This is a genomic window from Bradyrhizobium zhengyangense, from assembly GCF_022012555.1.
GTDB classification, from domain to species: domain Bacteria; phylum Pseudomonadota; class Alphaproteobacteria; order Rhizobiales; family Xanthobacteraceae; genus Bradyrhizobium; species Bradyrhizobium zhengyangense.
Window position 1 is genome coordinate 369,643 of sequence record NZ_JAKLTZ010000005.1, and the last position, 17,625, is coordinate 387,267.

Below are 17,625 nucleotides of genomic sequence, written 5' to 3' on the forward strand. Positions count from 1 at the left end.
GGGAACTATGGCTGACGGTAAGAAACTGTCGTCGCTGGACGCATCATTTCTCTATCTGGAAACGCCTGAGATGCCGATGCATGTCGGCAGCATGGCGATCTTTCGCCTGCCCGACGACTACAAGGGCGACTTTTTCGAAGACTTCAAGGCGATGATCGTCTCGCGGCTGCACATCGCGCCGATCCTCAAGGCGCGCCTGGAGAAGGCGCCGCTCGACATTGATCATCCGACCTGGGTTGAAGACGACCAGTTCGACATCGACCGTCACATCTTCCGCGCCAGCCTGCCGGCGCCGCGCGACCGCGCCACGCTCGAACGCATCGTCGGCTGGATGCATGCCAAGCTCCTGAACCGTGCCCGCCCGCTCTGGGAATTCTATGTGTTCGAAGGCATGAAGGACAATGAGGTCGGGCTCTATTCCAAGATGCACCATGCCGCCATCGACGGCGGCGCCGGCGCGGCCCTGACCAACATGATCTACGACATCTCGCCGATCCCGCGGAAGGTCGAGCCGCCGACGGGCGCGTCCAAGCCCGGGCAGGAGCCGCGCGACATCGCAGCCAACCTGCTCGATTCCTATCAGCAACTCTTCAGCCAGCCGCTCGAAGCGTCGGCGGCTGCGAAGAATCTGCAGTTGCCGCGCACCGGCAAGAGCGACATCGGCTCGATCCTGTTCGACAACGCGATGTACCAGATCGAGAGCGCAGTACGCTTCGCCGGAAATATTCCAACCATGGTCAAGAGCGTCTCCGACGTTCTCGGAAAGATCTCCGATCCGAAGTCGCGCGAAAGCCTCGCCAGCATGGTGTCGCCGCCGACCATGCTCAACAAGACGATTTCATCGGAGCGGAGCTTTGCCGGCGTGTCGATCTCGCTGTCGCGCTCCAAGGCGCTGGCCAAGCAGGCCGGCGGCAAGCTCAACGACGTCGTGCTGGCGCTCGCCTCCGGCGTCGTCCGCCGCTACCTCCTGCAGTACGGCACGCTGCCGGCGAAATCGTTGACCGCTGCAGTGCCGATCTCGCTACGCGAAGAGGGTAACACCGAGGCCAACAACCAGGTGTTCGGCATGATCTGCTCGATCGCGACCAATATCGCGGATCCCAAGGCGCGGCTCGAGGCTATCATCGCGCAGTCGACCAAGTCCAAGGAGATGTCGCATCCGTTGCGGGCCCTGATGCCGCAAGTCTCCAACATCTCGATGCTGGGGACTCCGATCATCGTCCAGATCCTGGCGCTGCTCTACAGCCGCTCGGACCTGTCGGATGTGCTGCCGCCGGCGGCCAACATCACCGTGTCCAACGTGCCGGGGCCGCGGCAGACGCTCTATGCGGCCGGCGCCGAGCTGTTGCACATCTTCCCAGTGTCGATCTCGACGCACGGGCAGGCGCTCAACATCACCGTGCAGAGCTATCGCGACCAGCTCGATTTCGGCTTCATCGTCGGCGCCAACATCATTCCGCATGTGCAGGTGATGTGCGACATGCTGCCGGAGGAGTTCGCTGCGTTGGAGGCGGCCTATGCGCCGCCCGCGGCCGAAGTCAAAGGCGCGGCTGAATAGGAAGTCAGGATTATTGCAATGATCGAAATGCCGCCGCTCAAGTTCGCGCAGACGAACGGAATCCGCATGGGCTATTACGAGGCGGGCCCAGTGACTGACAAGCCGCCGGTTGTCTTGTGTCATGGCTGGCCCGAGCTCGCCTTCTCCTGGCGCCACCAGATCAAAGCGCTGAGCGAAGCCGGCATCCGCGTGATCGCACCGGACCAGCGCGGCTATGGCGCAACCGACCGGCCAGAGCCGGTCGAAGCCTATGACATGGAGCACCTGACCGGCGATCTCGTCGGGCTGCTCGATCATCTCGACATCGAGAAGGCGATCTTCGTCGGCCACGATTGGGGCGGCTTCGTTGTCTGGCAGATGCCGCTTCGGCACCCTAAGCGCGTTGCCGGCGTTGTCGGTGTCAACACGCCGCACTGGGACCGTGCGCCAATGGATCCGATCGCGCTGTTCCGCCAGCGCTTCGGCGACGACATGTACATTGTCCAGTTCCAGGATCCCGCGCGCGAGCCGGACAGGATTTTCGGTAGCCGCGTCGAGCAGACCTTTGATGCCTTCATGCGCAAACCGTTGGCGCGGCCGGCGGCGAAATCAGAGGAGCCGCCGATCGCCGGCGTTGGCGCATCGTCAAAGACCAATCTGGCGTTTCCTCAGATGATCGCGGCCTATGATGCCAAGGTCGATCCGCGTACGCCGATCCTCTCGGCAGACGAGAAGAAAGTATTCGTCGACACCTTCACGACAACCGGCTTCACCGGCGGCATCAATTGGTATCGTAATTTCACCCGCAATTGGGAACGCTCGAAGGGGCTCGATCACCACATCACCGTGCCGTCGCTGATGATCATGGCCGAGAACGACGCGGTGCTGCCGCCGTCGGTGGCCGACGGCATGGAGAGACTGGTGGCTGACCTCGAGAAATACCTGGTGAAGGACAGCGGCCATTGGACGCAGCAGGAGAAGCCGGAAGAGGTCAGCGCCATCTTGATCGAATGGCGTAGAAGGCGGTTTGGTTAGCTCGTCATTGCGAGCAGGGGGAAGCGTAGCAATGTCATCGAAGAACCGTCTGGACCCGATTCCGCAGCCGCCGACCAAGCCAGTGGTCGGCAACATGCTGTCGCTGGATTCGGCTGCGCCCGTGCAGCATCTGACGCGACTTGCCAAGGAGCTCGGCCCTATCTTCTGGCTCGATATGATGGGCTCGCCGATCGTCGTCGTGTCCGGCCATGATCTCGTCGACGAGCTCTCCGATGAGAAGCGCTTCGACAAGACGGTGCGCGGTGCGCTGCGGCGTGTGCGTGCGGTCGGCGGCGACGGCCTGTTCACGGCTGATACCAAGGAGCCGAACTGGAGCAAGGCGCACAACATCCTGCTCCAGCCGTTCGGTAACCGCGCCATGCAGTCCTACCATCCGAGCATGGTCGATATCGCCGAGCAGCTCGTCCACAAATGGGAGCGTCTGAACGCCGACGACGAAATCGACGTCGTCCACGACATGACCGCGCTGACACTCGATACCATCGGCCTCTGTGGCTTCGAATACCGCTTCAACTCGTTCTACCGGCGCGACTACCACCCCTTCGTCGAGGCGCTGGTGCGCTCGCTCGAAACCATCATGATGACGCGCGGCCTGCCGTTCGAGCAGCTCTGGATGCAGAAGCGCAGAAAGACGCTTGGCGAAGACGTCGCCTTCATGAACAAGATGGTCGACGAGATCATCGCCGAGCGCCGCAAGAGCGCGGAAGGCATTGACGACAAGAAGGACATGCTCGCCGCGATGATGACCGGCGTCGACCGCTCGACCGGCGAGCAGCTCGACGACGTCAACATCCGCTACCAGATCAACACCTTCCTGATCGCGGGCCACGAGACCACCAGCGGCCTTTTGTCCTACACGCTCTATGCGCTTCTGAAGCACCCGGATATTCTCAAGAAGGCCTATGACGAGGTCGATCGCGTCTTCGGCCCAGACGTCAACGCGAAGCCGACCTACCAGCAGGTCACGCAGCTCACTTACATCACGCAGATCCTGAAGGAGGCGCTGCGGCTGTGGCCACCGGCGCCGGCCTACGGCATCTCACCACTGAATGACGAGACCATTGGCGGCGGCAAGTACAAGCTCAGGAAAGGCACGTTCATCACGATCCTGGTGACCGCTCTGCATCGCGACCCCAGCGTCTGGGGACCCAATCCCGATGCGTTCGATCCCGAGAATTTCAGCAAGGAAGCCGAAGCAAAACGGCCGATCAATGCCTGGAAGCCGTTTGGCAACGGCCAGCGTGCCTGCATCGGTCGCGGCTTCGCCATGCACGAGGCCGCGCTCGCGCTCGGCATGATCCTCCAGCGCTTCAAGCTGATCGACCATCAGCGCTATCAGATGCACCTGAAGGAAACGCTGACGATGAAGCCGGAAGGCTTCAAGATCAAGGTGCGTCCGCGCGCCGATCGCGAGCGCGGTGCCTATGGCGGTCCGGTCGCAGCTACGGCGTCTACGCCACGGGCACCGCGCCAGCCGACCACGCGGCCCGGTCACAACACGCCGATGCTGGTTCTTTATGGCTCCAATCTCGGCACCGCCGAGGAGCTTGCAACGCGCATGGCCGATCTTGCCGAGATCAACGGCTTTGCCGTGCATCTTGGGCCGCTCGACGAGTATGTCGGGAAGCTGCCGCAGCAGGGCGGCGTGCTGATCATCTGCGCGTCGTATAACGGCGCCCCGCCCGACAATGCGACGCAATTCGTCAAATGGCTCGGCGAGGATCTGCCGAAGGATGCCTTTGCCGGTGTGCGCTACGCCGTGTTCGGCTGCGGCAACAGCGACTGGGCCGCGACCTATCAATCGGTGCCGCGCTTCATCGACGAGCAATTGTCCAAGCATGGCGCCCGCGCGGTCTATCCGCGCGGCGAGGGCGATGCGCGCAGCGATCTCGACGGTCAGTTCCAGAAATGGTTCCCAGCGGCTGCCCAGGTCGCCACCAAGGAATTCGGCATCGACTGGAATTTCACCCGCACCGCAGAGGACGATCCGCTCTACGCGATCGAGCCTGTCGCGGTGACCGCCGTCAACACCATCGTCGCCCAAGGTGGCGCCGTCGCGATGAAGGTGCTGGCCAATGACGAGCTTCAGAACAAGTCAGGGGCCAATCCGTCGGAGCGCTCGACACGTCATATCGAGGTTCAACTGCCGGCCAATATCAGCTACCGCGTCGGGGATCACTTGAGCGTCGTTCCGCGCAACGATCCGACGCTGGTGGATTCCGTCGCCCGGCGGTTCGGCTTCCTGCCGGCCGACCAGATCAGGCTTCAGGTTGCCGAGGGCCGCCGCGCGCAATTGCCGGTTGGCAATGCCGTGTCCGTCGGACGCCTGCTCAGCGAGTTCGTCGAGTTGCAGCAGGTTGCGACACGGAAGCAAATCCAGACCATGGCCGAGCACACCCGCTGCCCGGTCACCAAGCCGAAGCTGCTGGCTTTCGTCGGCGACGAGCCTGACACGCTCGAGCGATACCGCGCCGAGATTTTGGGCAAGCGCAAGTCGGTGTTTGACCTGTTGCTCGAATACCCAGCCTGCGAATTGCCATTCCACGTCTATCTGGAAATGCTCTCGCTGCTTGCGCCGCGCTATTACTCAATCTCGTCCTCGCCATCGGTCGACCCTGCGCGTTGCAGCGTCACCGTCGGCGTGGTCGAAGGACCGGCGGCCTCAGGGCGCGGCACCTACAAGGGCATCTGCTCGAACTACCTCGCCAACCGGCGCGCGGGCGATACGGTCTACGCGACTGTCCGCGAGACCAAGGCTGGCTTCCGGCTGCCCGACGATCCATCCGTGCCTGTTATCATGATTGGCCCGGGCACGGGACTCGCGCCGTTCCGCGGCTTCCTCCAGGAGCGAGCGGCGCGCAAGGCCAAGGGGGCCAGCCTCGGCTCGTCCATGTTGTTTTTCGGTTGCCGCCATCCCGATCAGGATTTTCTCTATGCTGACGAGCTGAAGGCACTGGCTGCGAGCGGCATCACCGAGCTGTTCACTGCGTTCTCGCGGGCGGAAGGACCGAAGACCTATGTCCAGCACGTGCTCGCCGTGCAGAAGGACAAGGTCTGGCCGCTGATCGAGCAGGGCGCGATCATCTACGTCTGCGGCGACGGCAGCAGGATGGAGCCTGACGTGAAGGCGGCGCTGGTTGCGATCTACCGGGAGAAGAGCGGTGGCGATGCGGCTGCGGGCGCCCGCTGGATCGAGGAGATGGGTACGAAGAACCGCTACGTGCTGGACGTGTGGGCCGGCGGGTGACCGCCAGCCAATCGTGCTAAACGTCCGCCATGATTCCCTGGGAAAAGCTCGACACCGCCAAAATCCCCGGCTCCGACGAGGAGCTCCGCCTGATGCGGCGGGGCAAGGAGTTCTCGATCAAGCTCGGCACTAACGAGCTGATGAATAACCGCCTGTCGGGCTCCGAAGCCGCGCTCGCGACGCTTGCGGCGAAGCAGATCGAGAAAGTCGCAAAGCCCGCTGTTCTGATCGGGGGCCTCGGCATGGGCTTTACGCTGCGCGCTGCGCTCGCCGTGCTCGGAAGCAAGGCAAAGATCATAGTCTCTGAACTGGTGCCGGCGGTGGTTGCGTGGGCGCGAGGTCCGATGGCGGAGGTCTTCGGCGACAGCCTCGATGATGCCAGGGTGAGCATCCGGGAGACCGATGTTGGCGAAATCATCCGTGCGAAGGACTCGGCCTTCGACGCGATCCTGCTCGACGTCGACAATGGGCCGGAAGGGCTGACGCGGAAGGGCAATGACGCGCTCTACAGTGCGAGCGGATTGGCGGCGGCGAAGGCTGCGCTGCGGCCCGGCGGTGTGCTCGCTGTCTGGTCGTCAGGACCGAACCCCGCCTTCACCAAGCGTCTCGGGCGCGCCGGCTTCGACGTCAACGAGGTCGCCGTCCGCGCCACCGGCAGAGGCGGCGGCGCGCGCCATGTGATCTGGATCGCGAAGAAGTCTTAAGCTGCCTTCGCCGCTGCACCATGCGCGTGCTTGTCGATCGCGCCGATGATCTCTGGCCAGAACCGCATCGGCAGCGCGTGGCCCATGCCCTCGATCATCAACAACTTCGCGCCATGAACTGACTCCGCCGTGTCCTTGCCGCCTTCAGGGCGGACCAGCGGATCGACCGTGCCGTGGATCACGAGCGTCGGCGTCTTCACGCCATGCAGCCGTTCCTTGCGGCTGCCGGAGGCCAGCACGGCACGGAGCTGCCGGCCGACGCCAGCGGGATTGAGCCCGCGGGCGAAGACGCGTTCGGCACGACCTGGGTCGAGCGCTTCTTCCTCGGGAAAGGAGCCGGCGCGCAAGACCTTCCAGGTCTCGCCGAAGCGGGTGACGAACTCTTCCTTGCTGCGCGGCGGCGGCGCCATTAGCATCGCGGCGGCCTCCCGCGTCGGCGGCGGCACGCGCGGATTGCCTGTCGTCGACATGATCGAGGTCAGCGAGCGCACGCGCTGCGGAAACGATAGCGTCACCTCCTGCGCGATCATGCCGCCCATCGATGCGCCGACCAGATGTGCCGATTTGATCCCGAGCGCGTCCATCAGGCCGACCGTGTCCTTGGCCATGTCGATCAGCTTGTACGTCGCGGCGACCGGAATCCTAAGGAAGCGAAGCTTGAGCAGTTCGAGCGGCGTCAGGCGCTTGCCCCCGGTCAGATGGCTCGACTTTCCGATGTCGCGGTTGTCGAAACGGATCACGCGAAAGCCGCGGGCGGCGAGCTGCTCGCAGAACGCATCGTCCCAATGGATCATTTGCGCCCCGAGCCCCATGATCAGCAGCAGCGGCTCGGCATTGTCGTTGCCGAAGATCTCATAGCAGATGTCGATGCCGTTGGCGCGGACGGTCTGCGGCGGCTGATGGGTGGAGGCGTTCACCGGATTGTTCCCCTGTGGCAGGCCGGAATTGTATCGCATGGTTTGCCGTCGCAAAGAAGCCGTGCGTGCGACATCGCCCTGTCGCTTAGCCGTTGACCGGCCCGTCGCAACGGTGTGGTATGGCGACAAAAGAGGGGCGCAAGAAGCCCTCGAGACCTGGAGGACGCCGATGACCGACAAGATCACCGACCCTGTCGCCCTGTGGCAGAAGATGGTTGGCGAGATGGAGAAGGGCTTCAACTCCTTCGCCACCAAGGCGATGGAGACGCCCGAATTCTCGCAGGCCATGAATCGCGCCGGCGGCGCTGCTGCGGGTGCTCAGAAACAGTTCGGCGATCTCATGGAGAAATATCTCCTCTCGATGAATCTGCCGAGCCGCGAGCAGATGACCGGCATTGCCGAGCGCCTGCAAGCCATCGAGGGGCAGATCGGCGAGATCAAGTCGATGCTGAGCCAGATGTCGGCGGCGTCAGGTGGATCGCCGATCGATACCGCACCGCGGCCGCCTCGCACCAAACGCCCGCCGTCCGAAGGCGGAGGGCCGAAATGAACGCGCCGACGGGACTTGATTTCGCAGCAATCCCGGAGCGCATCCAGGCCGAGGTGCAGCGCGCCATCCAGCGCAGCATCAAGGGCGTGGAATATTTCTCGACCTCCGGTCCGACACTCGGATCGACCCCAAAGGACGTGCTGCATTCGCGCGGCACGATGAGCCTCTACCACTACCGGCCGATGTCGGACGAGATCTATCGCGTGCCGGTGCTGGTCGTGATGGCGACCACCAATCGCGGCTACATCCTCGACCTCGTGCCGGGCCAGAGTTTCATCGAGTTCCTGCTGAGGCGCGGCTACGACGTCTACATGCTCGACTGGAGCGCACCGCGGCCGGAGGAGCGAAGCCTGCGCATGGAGGACTATGTCCTCGACTTCATCCCGGATTGCGTCCGCCGGGTGCAGGCCGATTCCGGCGAGCAGGACGTCTCGGTGATCGGCTATTGCTTCGGCGGCGTATTGTCGCTGCTCTACGGCTCGATCTTCCCGGACGGGCCGATGAAGAATCTGATCTGCTTCACCACGCCGATCGACTTTCGCGAGATGAAGCTGTTCTCCAATTTCTCCGACCGCCGCTATTTCGACGTCGACCGCCTCGTCGACAGCGTCGGCAACGTGCCGCCGGAGATGATCCTGTCCTCGTTCGAGATGCTTCGTCCGGCCTCGCGCGCCGCGAGCCAGATCCAGCTGTGGGAAAACATCTGGAACGACGAGTTCGTGAAATCGTACCGGATGTTCGACCGCTGGGCGACCGACACGCTGCCGCTGGCGGGCGAATATTTCCGCACCATCACCAAAGACCTGATGTGGGACAACAAGCTCTACAACGACACCATGTCGGTCGGGGGGCGGCCAGCGAAGCTCGCGAACATCAAGGTGCCGATCCTGCACGCGGTCGCCGAGCACGATCACATCGTGCCTTATGATGCGGCCAAGCATCTGATCGCGAAGATCGGCTCGGTGGACAAGGAAGAGGTGATGCTGAAAGGCGGTCACGTTTCGCTGGTCGCCGGCGCCAACGCCATCAAGCGGCTATGGCCGAAACTGGATTCCTGGCTGGGGACAAGATCGACATGAGTGAGCAGCGTTCCTATCCGCGTCACGTCAAGACCGACGCGGGCGATATCGAGATCCGCCTGATGTCGCCTGCTGATGAAGCGGCCGTGCTCGCCTTCGGCAAGGGCCTGCCGACCCATGACCTGCTGTTCCTGCCGCGCAACATCAGCGAGCCGAAGGTGCTGTCGGCCTGGGTCAAGGAGATCGAGCGCGGCGCCATTCAGAGCCTGCTCGCGGTGAAGGACGGCAAGGTCGTCGGCTGCGGCACGCTGGTGCGCGATCCGCACTCCTGGTCGCCCCATGTCGGCGAGATCCGCATGGTGGTGTCGCAGGACGTGCGCGGGAAGGGGGTGGGGAAGGCGCTGTCCCAGGAGACCTTTGCGCTCGCGCTCGGGGCGGGGCTGGAGAAGCTCTCGGTCCAGATGACGGTCGACCAGCAGGCGGCGATCGCGCTGTTCGAGAGCCTCGGCTTCAAGGCCGAGGCGCTGCTCCGGGACCATGTCCGGGACGTCGCCGGCAAGACCCACGACATCGTCGTGCTCGGCCACAACATCGCGCAGGTCCAGGCCCAGATGGAGGCGTATGGGCTGCCAGGCGCCGTCCAGCATTAAAGGCGTCGCCTACCGACCAAAACTCGAAATCAACCCCATGCACAGTAGGGCGGCGGGCCAGGGAGGCATCAGAATGCCTCCAAATAAGGCTGATCACGAATTCGTGATATCGCGATGCAACATGATTGTTGCATCGCACAATTAACTATGCCATATAAGCCGTGCCCCGGGCCATCGAGGACGGGGTGAGCCCATAGCTCAACCCAATGAGGATGGAGAGAACCCCCATGACCACCGAAACCAACACCGCCTTCGAGGGCTTCAAAGACGCTTTCAAGAACATCCAGAACCTGGAAGTTCCCGAGGCTGCCCGCGAATTCGTCAAGAAGACCGCCAACACCGCCAAGGACCGTGCTGCCGAGGTGTTCGCTGGCTCCGAGCGCGTGACCGCCGCCGTCGAGAACGCGGTGACCGAGTCCGTCACTGAAGCCGGCAAGATCAGCCGCAACATTCAGCAGGCGATCTACGAGGACGCCGAGGCGTTCTTCGCGGGTATCGACAAGCTCGCGTCCGCCAAGTCGTTCAGCGAAGCCGTCGAGATCCAGTCGAGCCTGCTCCGCGCCCGCGGCGAAGCGTTCGTCTCGCGCACCAAGGCGACCGCCGACTATCTCGGCAAGCTCGCCGCCAACGGTGCGAAGTCCGCTCAGGACAACTTTGCCAAGGTCTACAACAAGACCGCCTGATCTGGCGCCCTGAGACCAAACTGAAATTTGAGGCCCGCTTCGGCGGGCCTTTTGTTTGCGCTGCCGTCATTGCGAGGAGCTCGCGACAAAATTGCGTAGCAATTTTGCGCTGATGCGACGAAGCAATCCAGAGTCCCTCCGTGGAAAGACTCTGGATTGCTTCGCTTCGCTCGCAATGACGGAGTACTGTGATGCAGTCATGGATTCATCTACCAACTTCTCGTTTGATACACCTGCCGACGCGGAACGGGCAGCCGAGCTGCGCCGCGTCAAGGCGCTGGCGACGCTGGTGCTGGCCTCGACGCTTCTGCTGTTCGTCGTCGCGAAATGGCTGCTGCCGGTGCATCCCGCGTTCGGCTTCATCGCCGCTTTCGCGGAAGCCGCCACCATCGGCGGGCTCGCCGACTGGTATGCTGTGGTCGCGCTGTTCAAGCGGCCGCTCGGCCTGCCGATTCCGCACACCGCGATCATCCAGAGCAATCAGGCCCGCATCGCCGACAAGCTCGGCGAGTTCATCCAGGTGCATTTCCTCGAGGCTGGTCCGGTCGACGCCAAGCTGAGAGAGATCGATTTCGGCTCTTTCGTCGCCGACTGGCTGCGCGATCGCAAACGCAGCGATGATCTTGCTCGCTTTGCTCTGCGGCTATTGCCGGAGGCCGTGTCCGCGACGGAAAGCTCCGGCCTGATGACCTTCATCATCCGCCGCATGTCGACACAAATCCAGGCGATCGACCTCGCGCCGCTCGCAGCCGGCACGCTGCGCGGCTTCGTCGCGGAGGGGCGGCACCAGATCCTGTTTGACGATCTGCTGCGCGTGATGCACGAGACGCTGACCCAGAAAGAGACCATGGCAATGATCCGCGACAAGGTGCGCGCGGAGTTGCCGACCCTGCTCAACCTCTATCGCGCCGACAAGTTTCTCGTGAACAAGATTGTCTCGTCGGCAACGGCTTTCTTCAACGAGGTGCGCAGCGATCCCAAGCATCCGTTCCGCGGCGAGTTCGACCGCATGGTGCTGAGCTTCGTCGATCGGCTCGGTACCGACCAGGCCTATATCGATCGCATCGATGGCTTGAAGCGCGATTTCCTGGCGCGGCCAGAGCTTGCCGATCTCGCCCGCACCGTCTGGGCCAACACGCGCTCCTTCATCGAGCGCAGCGCATCCGGTGAAACGCAGGTGCTGCAGCATCATCTCGCCGGCATGTTCGTTTCGGCGGGCGATGCGCTCGCCGGCGATGCCGAGCTGCGCGGTGAGATCAACCAGGGCCTGGTGACGGTGCTGCGCAGCTTCGTCGCCGACCAGAAGAGCGGCGTCTCGACCTTCATCTCCGACCAGGTCAAGTCGTGGGACATGGCGCAGCTGATTTCGCTGATCGAAATCAACATCGGACGCGACCTGCAATACATCCGCTTCAACGGCTCGCTGATCGGCGGACTCGCGGGATTGGCGCTGTACTGCGTAGAATTCCTGCTCCGATTGTTGTGACTTTTGCGTCACGCCCAACAGCATTAACGCGCGAGCCTATTGTGGCCCGGCATCTCTCCCGCTTGAATGTGTGGAACCGGCCGCCTAGCTGATTCATGTTGCGCTGCGGAACGATCAAGAAGCCGGCGTATTGGAATTCATGCCCATTGCCGGCATCGCGGCCGGCGGGCTCTTCAGGAATTCTTCCCAAGGGGATCCATTGATGACCGCAACTGCCCAGACGCTGCGTCCGCCGTCCCGCACTCTGATGTTTCTGGAAGGGCGCGCGATCCACGAGTTCGGCGCATTCCTCGGCGCGTTGCCGCTGCTGAGCCTCGCGCCGCGTGGCGACGGGCATCCGGTGCTGGTGCTGCCCGGCCTTGTGGCCTCCGATGCCTCCACGGGCGCGCTGCGCACCTTTCTGACCAGCAAGGGCTATGCGGTCAGCGGCTGGCGTCAGGGCCGCAATTACGGCCTGCGCGAGGGCGTGCAGGATGGGATGATCGATCTGGTCGAGGAGCTCAACGATACGCACGGTCGCAAGATCAGCCTGGTCGGCTGGAGCCTTGGTGGCCTCTATGCGCGCCAACTCGCCAAGATGATGCCTGAGCGCGTGCGCCAGGTGATCACCCTCGGCAGCCCCTTCGCGGGTAACCCCCGGTCGACCAATGCCTGGCGCGTCTACGAATGGGCGAGCGGACGGAAGTCCGACGAAGTTGATCCGCGCTTCGGTGGCGAGCTTGCCGTGCCGCCGCCGGTGCCAACCACCGCCATCTTCAGCCGCACCGACGGCGTCTGCGCCTGGCAAGGCTGCATGGAAAAGACCGGCGCGCAGACCGAGAGCATCGAGGTCGACAGCAGCCATTGCGGCATGGGCCATCATCCCGCCGCCGTCTACGCGGTCGCCGACCGTCTCGCGCAGAAGGAAGGCGCGTGGCGGCCGTTCGATCGCAGCGGCTGGCGCAGCCTCGCCTATCCCGATCCGCATCGGTAGCGCGCATCTTCACCTCTCCCCGCTTGCGGGGAGAGGTCGGATCGCTCTCTTGCGATCCGGGTGAGGGGGTACAGGTCTCACGTCGATCTCATTCGAGGAGAGAGGCCCCTCACCCCAACCCTCTCCCCCCGTAAGAACGGGGAGAGGGAGAGTAAGACCGTCGCTCCCATCCATTGTCCCGCCCGCACCAAACGCGCTATGCCTCGCGCATGGCGCATCCGCTTTCTCGCATCATCGATCAGCTCAAGCGTGAGCCGTCACGTACCGGCTCCATCGTCATCACGATGTTCGGCGATGCCGTCGTGCCGCGCGGCGGCTCGGTTTGGCTCGGCACGCTGCTGGCGTTCTTCGAGGGCCTGGACATCGATGGCAGCGTGGTGCGCACGGCGATGTCGCGCCTTGCGGCCGATGGCTGGCTGACGCGCGAGAAGGTGGGCCGTAACAGCTTTTATCGCCTCGCCGAGAAAGGTCGTGAGACGTTCGAAGCCGCGACGCGTCACATCTACGATCCGCCGCCGTCCGACTGGACCGGCCGCTTCGAGCTGCTGCTGATCGGCAATGGCGAAGACCGCGACGCCTCGCGCGAGGCGCTGCGCAATGCCGGCTTCGGCAGCCCGCTGCCGGGCGTGTGGGTCGCGCCGTCAGGCGTGCCGGTGCCGGAGGAGGCGGCAGGCGCCATCCGCCTCGAAGTCTCGGCTGAGGATGATAGCGGCCGTCGCCTGCTCAGTGCGAGCTGGCCGCTGGAACGAACGGCGGACGCCTATCTGAAATTCATGAAGACGTTCGAGCCGCTGCGCGCCGCACTCGCGCGCGGCACGGAACTGTCCGAGGCCGACGCTTTCACGGCGCGGATCCTGCTGATCCACTATTACCGCCGTGTCGTGCTGCGCGATCCGCTGCTGCCCGAAAGCCTGTTGCCGGCGGACTGGCCGGGCAGGGCGGCCCGCACGCTCTGCGGCGAGATCTATCGCGCGCTGCTTGCTCCGTCGGAACAATGGCTTGATCGCCATGGGACCAATGAAAAAGGCCCGCTGCCCCCGGCGCGAAAGCTCCTGGAAAGGAGGTTCGAGGCCTGATCTGCATGTTACAGAAATATCTTGCATGACATAATTCTTGTTATATATTGCCTCCAAGAAAATGGGAGGACTGCGCATGTATACCCAGGCGCTGAATACGGCCGAGACCGACGACCGGGGTCTTGAGGACGCGGGCCGAGCCGCGCAGTTCCAGGCCCGCATCGATGCCGAGGAGCGCATCGAGCCGAATGACTGGATGCCGGCGGCGTATCGCAAGACGCTGACACGTCAGATCTCCCAGCACGCTCATTCCGAAATCGTCGGCATGCTGCCCGAGGGCAACTGGATCACGCGCGCGCCGACCTTGCGCCGCAAGGCTGCGCTGCTCGCCAAGGTGCAGGACGAGTGCGGCCACGGGCTCTATCTGTATGCCGCCGCTGAAACGCTCGGCAGTTCACGCGAAGAACTCGTTGATGCCATGCTCGCGGGGAAAGCAAAGTATTCCTCGATCTTCAACTATCCGACGCTGACCTGGGCCGACATCGGCACCATTGGCTGGCTGGTCGACGGCGCCGCGATCATGAACCAGATTCCGCTATGCCGCTGCTCCTACGGCCCCTATGCGCGCGCGATGATCCGCGTCTGCAAGGAGGAGTCGTTCCACCAGCGCCAGGGCTACGAGATCATGCTCACCCTGTGCCGCGGCTCGGACGAGCAGAAGGCGATGGCGCAGGATGCGTTGAACCGCTGGTGGTGGCCGGTGCTGATGATGTTCGGTCCGCCCGATGCGACCAGCCAGCATAGCGACACCTCGACGAAGTGGAAGATCAAGCGCTTTTCCAATGACGAGCTGCGCCAGAAGTTCGTCGACGCCACTGTGCCGCAGGCGCAATATCTCGGCCTTACTATTCCCGATCCCGGCATGACGCAGGATGCGGACGGGCACTGGCGTTACAGCGAGATCGACTGGACCGAGTTCAAGCAGGTGCTTGCCGGCAACGGTCCCTGCAACCGCGACCGCATGGCCGCGCGCCGCAAGGCACATGATGACGGCGCCTGGGTGCGCGAGGCCGCGGCCGCCTATGCCGCAAAGCGCGCGCAGCGTCAGACCGCACAAGCCGCGGAATAGGGAGATCAATATGGCCACGCCGAACACTCCGTTGTGGGAAGTCTTCATTCGCAGCCGCAACGGGCTCGCGCACAAGCATGTCGGCTCGCTGCATGCGAGCGATGCCACCATGGCCCTGCAAGCCGCCCGCGACATCTACACCCGGCGCGGTGAGGGCCTGTCGATCTGGGTCGTGCCGTCGACCGCGATCACCGCGAGCGACCCCGCCGAGAAGGGCATGATGTTCGAGCCGGCGGAATCGAAGATCTACCGGCATCCGACCTTTTACGAGGTGCCCGAGGAAGTGGGGCACATGTGATGCCCACTGCAAACATCCAGGTCTCCGAAACGCCGCTGGTGCTCTACGCCCTGCGCCGTGCTGACGATGCGCTGATCCTCGGTCACCGGCTGTCGGAATGGTGTGGGCACGCGCCGATGCTGGAAGAGGACATGGCGCTCTCCAACATCGCGCTCGACCTCATCGGCCAGGCGCGCGAGCTTTACAGCTACGCCGCCAAGGCCGAAGGCGGGAATAACGACGAGGACAAGCTCGCTTACCTGCGGGATGTCAGGCAGTACCGCAATCTGCTGCTGGTCGAGCAGCCGAATGGCGACTTCGCCCAGACGCTGGTGCGGCAGTTCTTCTATTCCGCTTTCGCCGACCTCTATTGGCGCGCGATGATGACCTCGCGCGATACGACGCTCGCCGCCATCGCCGCGAAGTCGGAGAAGGAGAGCGCCTATCATCTGCGCCACGCTTCGGAATGGATCATCCGGCTCGGCGACGGCACGGACGAGAGCCACGCACGCGCGCAACGGGCGATCGATCACCTCTGGGCCTTTACCGGCGAGATGTTCGCCGTCGATGACGGCGAGCGCGCGCTGATCCACGCCGGTATCGCTATCGATCCCGGCACCTTGCGCGGCCGCTGGCTGACGACGCTCTCCGATGTCATCAGTGAAGCAACGCTTCGACTGCCTGAGAACGACTGGATGCAGCAGGGTGGCCGTGCCGGCCGCCATAGCGAGCATCTCGGCCACCTCCTGTCCGAGCTGCAATCGATGCAGCGCACGTTTCCGGGGCAGACATGGTGACGATGCTGGAGCGCGACAGCGAGCTGCACCAGCGCGCCTGGGACGCCGCGGCGAGCGTGGTCGACCCCGAGATTCCGGTGTTGACCATCGCTGATCTCGGTGTGCTCCGCGACGTTACCCTCGATGGTGACCATGTCGAGGTCGCGATCACGCCGACCTATTCGGGCTGCCCGGCGATGAACATGATCGCGCTCGAAATCGAGATCGCGCTGGAACGTGCCGGCTTCCGCCGTCCGAAAGTGCGGACCGTGCTGTCGCCGGCCTGGACCACAGACTGGATGAGCGAGGAAGGCCGTCAGAAGCTGCGCGACTACGGCATCGCGCCGCCGCAATCTTCACACTCGCGCCGCGCGCTATTTGGCGAACAGACGGTGGCGTGTCCGCAATGCGGCTCGGACAAGACCGAGCTGCTGTCTGAATTCGGCTCGACATCCTGCAAGGCGCTGTGGCGCTGCAAGGCTTGCCGCGAACCCTTCGATTACTTCAAGTGTCATTGACCATGTCAGCAGCCGCACCGCGTTTTCACCGCCTTGCCGTCAACGACCTCCGCCGGGAGGCATCCGACGCCGTCTCGATGACTTTCGCCATCCCCCGCGAACTTGCCGGCGACTATGCTTTCAGTCCCGGCCAGTACCTCACGCTGCGCACCACGCTCGATGGCGAGGAGGTGCGCCGCTCCTATTCGATCTGCTCCGGCCCTGACGACGGCGAGATCCGCATTGCCGTGAAGAAAGTCGACGGCGGCGCGTTTTCGAGCTGGGCCGCGGACGAGCTGAGACATGGCGACGAGCTCGACGTGATGACGCCGACGGGCCGTTTTGGCGTGATCCCTCCGGCCGAGGCCGGACGCATCCATGTCGGCTTTGCCGCAGGCTCCGGCATCACGCCGATCCTGTCGATCGTCAAGGGCGTGCTGGCACGCGAGCCGGACAGCCGCTTCTTCCTGTTCTACGGCAACCGCGCGACCGACAACATCATGTTCCTGGAGGCGCTCGAGGAGCTGAAGGATCGCTTCATCGACCGCCTGTCCATCTTCCACGTCATCTCCGGCGAGGAGCAGGACATCCCGATCCTGCATGGCCGGCTCGATGGCGAAAAGGTGAGGGTGCTGCTGCGCTCGCTGGTGCCAGCCGAGAGCGTCGACCACGTCTTCATCTGCGGTCCATCTGGCATGAGCGAAGACATCGAGGCGACCTGCCGCAACCTGGGCATCGCCGATGATCGTATCCATGTCGAGCGTTTCGTTTCGGAGTTCGGCGGCAAGCCGCGACCGAAAAAGACCGTGGCACCCGATGCGCCGCCCAAGGCGATCGCCTCGCTGATCATTGACGGCAAACGCCGCGACGTGCCGGTCGCCGAGGACGAGGCCATCCTCGATGCCGCGCTGCGCGCCGGTGTCGATCTGCCCTTCGCCTGCAAGGGCGGCATGTGCTCGACCTGTCGCGCCAAGCTGGTCGAGGGCGAGGCGCCCATGGACATCAATTATTCGCTGGAGCCCTGGGAGCTGAAGGCCGGCTTTGTTCTGACCTGCCAGGCCAAGCCGTCGTCCGAGCAGGTCGTGGTCGACTACGACCACGTTTGACA

17 protein-coding genes are annotated in these 17,625 nt (G+C 63.7%); 16 read left to right on the forward strand and 1 reads right to left on the reverse strand.

Features of this window, described 5'->3' with window-relative positions:
* Positions 1-7 precede the first annotated feature (7 nt).
* Genes L6639_RS21830 through L6639_RS21845 form a run of 4 tightly spaced genes read left to right on the forward strand, consistent with a single transcriptional unit; the run spans position 8 to position 6,544 of the window.
* Entirely contained in the window at positions 8-1,558 is a 1,551-nt protein-coding gene (locus tag L6639_RS21830; RefSeq protein ID WP_237863685.1) for a wax ester/triacylglycerol synthase family O-acyltransferase, read from the forward strand.
* 18 nt (positions 1,559-1,576) lie between these two features.
* Positions 1,577-2,572 carry an alpha/beta fold hydrolase gene (locus L6639_RS21835; protein WP_237863686.1) on the forward strand — a complete coding sequence of 332 codons (996 nt, stop codon included), beginning with the start codon at positions 1,577-1,579 and terminating at the stop codon, positions 2,570-2,572.
* A gap of 31 nt (positions 2,573-2,603) precedes the next feature.
* Complete coding sequence (locus L6639_RS21840; protein ID WP_237863687.1) at positions 2,604-5,840, forward strand: bifunctional cytochrome P450/NADPH--P450 reductase; 3,237 nt, start codon at positions 2,604-2,606, stop codon at positions 5,838-5,840.
* A 29-nt stretch (positions 5,841-5,869) separates the two neighbouring features.
* On the forward strand, positions 5,870-6,544 hold the full coding sequence (locus L6639_RS21845; RefSeq protein WP_237863688.1) for a spermidine synthase family protein: 675 nt from the start codon (positions 5,870-5,872) through the stop codon (positions 6,542-6,544).
* On the opposite strand, the gene L6639_RS21850 is transcribed toward L6639_RS21845, so the two are convergent.
* Positions 6,541-7,500: an alpha/beta fold hydrolase gene (locus L6639_RS21850; protein WP_237863689.1), complete on the reverse strand. Its 960-nt coding sequence runs from the start codon at positions 7,498-7,500 to the stop codon at positions 6,541-6,543. The two genes, L6639_RS21845 and L6639_RS21850, sit on opposite strands and share 4 nt — an antisense overlap.
* Before the next feature lie 130 nt (positions 7,501-7,630).
* Here L6639_RS21850 and L6639_RS21855 point away from each other — a divergent pair, with 130 nt between their 5' ends.
* The 12 genes from L6639_RS21855 (at position 7,631) to paaE (ending at position 17,623) form a co-directional block, all read left to right on the forward strand.
* The gene (locus tag L6639_RS21855) at positions 7,631-8,011 is read left to right on the forward strand and encodes a hypothetical protein (RefSeq protein WP_237863690.1); all 381 of its coding nucleotides are present in this window, start codon (positions 7,631-7,633) and stop codon (positions 8,009-8,011) included.
* Positions 8,008-9,090 (forward strand): PHA/PHB synthase family protein, encoded by a 1,083-nt coding sequence (locus tag L6639_RS21860; protein WP_237863691.1) that lies wholly within the window; start codon positions 8,008-8,010, stop codon positions 9,088-9,090. Before L6639_RS21855 ends, L6639_RS21860 begins: the two co-directional genes overlap by 4 nt.
* Positions 9,087-9,680 carry a GNAT family N-acetyltransferase gene (locus L6639_RS21865; protein ID WP_237863692.1) on the forward strand — a complete coding sequence of 198 codons (594 nt, stop codon included), beginning with the start codon at positions 9,087-9,089 and terminating at the stop codon, positions 9,678-9,680. Before L6639_RS21860 ends, L6639_RS21865 begins: the two co-directional genes overlap by 4 nt.
* Positions 9,681-9,907: 227 nt before the next feature.
* Entirely contained in the window at positions 9,908-10,363 is a 456-nt protein-coding gene (locus tag L6639_RS21870; RefSeq protein WP_237863693.1) for a phasin, read from the forward strand.
* 199 nt (positions 10,364-10,562) lie between these two features.
* A complete protein-coding gene (locus tag L6639_RS21875) occupies positions 10,563-11,849 on the forward strand; it encodes a DUF445 domain-containing protein (protein ID WP_237863694.1) in 1,287 nt (428 codons plus the stop codon).
* Between the two features lie 202 nt (positions 11,850-12,051).
* Complete coding sequence (locus L6639_RS21880) at positions 12,052-12,822, forward strand: esterase/lipase family protein (RefSeq protein ID WP_237863695.1); 771 nt, start codon at positions 12,052-12,054, stop codon at positions 12,820-12,822.
* A 209-nt stretch (positions 12,823-13,031) separates the two neighbouring features.
* Positions 13,032-13,898: a phenylacetic acid degradation operon negative regulatory protein PaaX gene (paaX, locus tag L6639_RS21885; RefSeq protein ID WP_237863696.1), complete on the forward strand. Its 867-nt coding sequence runs from the start codon at positions 13,032-13,034 to the stop codon at positions 13,896-13,898.
* 76 nt (positions 13,899-13,974) lie between these two features.
* Entirely contained in the window at positions 13,975-14,967 is a 993-nt protein-coding gene (paaA, locus tag L6639_RS21890) for a 1,2-phenylacetyl-CoA epoxidase subunit PaaA (RefSeq protein WP_237863697.1), read from the forward strand.
* Between the two features lie 10 nt (positions 14,968-14,977).
* On the forward strand, positions 14,978-15,265 hold the full coding sequence (gene paaB, locus L6639_RS21895) for a 1,2-phenylacetyl-CoA epoxidase subunit PaaB (protein ID WP_008136594.1): 288 nt from the start codon (positions 14,978-14,980) through the stop codon (positions 15,263-15,265).
* On the forward strand, positions 15,265-16,041 hold the full coding sequence (paaC, locus tag L6639_RS21900; protein ID WP_237863698.1) for a 1,2-phenylacetyl-CoA epoxidase subunit PaaC: 777 nt from the start codon (positions 15,265-15,267) through the stop codon (positions 16,039-16,041). Before paaB ends, paaC begins: the two co-directional genes overlap by 1 nt.
* Positions 16,035-16,538, forward strand: a complete 504-nt coding sequence (paaD, locus tag L6639_RS21905) for a 1,2-phenylacetyl-CoA epoxidase subunit PaaD (RefSeq protein ID WP_237863699.1) — start codon at positions 16,035-16,037, stop codon at positions 16,536-16,538. The genes paaC and paaD overlap by 7 nt, the downstream gene beginning before the upstream one ends.
* 2 nt (positions 16,539-16,540) lie before the next feature.
* A complete protein-coding gene (gene paaE, locus L6639_RS21910; RefSeq protein ID WP_237863700.1) occupies positions 16,541-17,623 on the forward strand; it encodes a 1,2-phenylacetyl-CoA epoxidase subunit PaaE in 1,083 nt (360 codons plus the stop codon).
* The last annotated feature ends 2 nt before the right edge of the window (positions 17,624-17,625 follow it).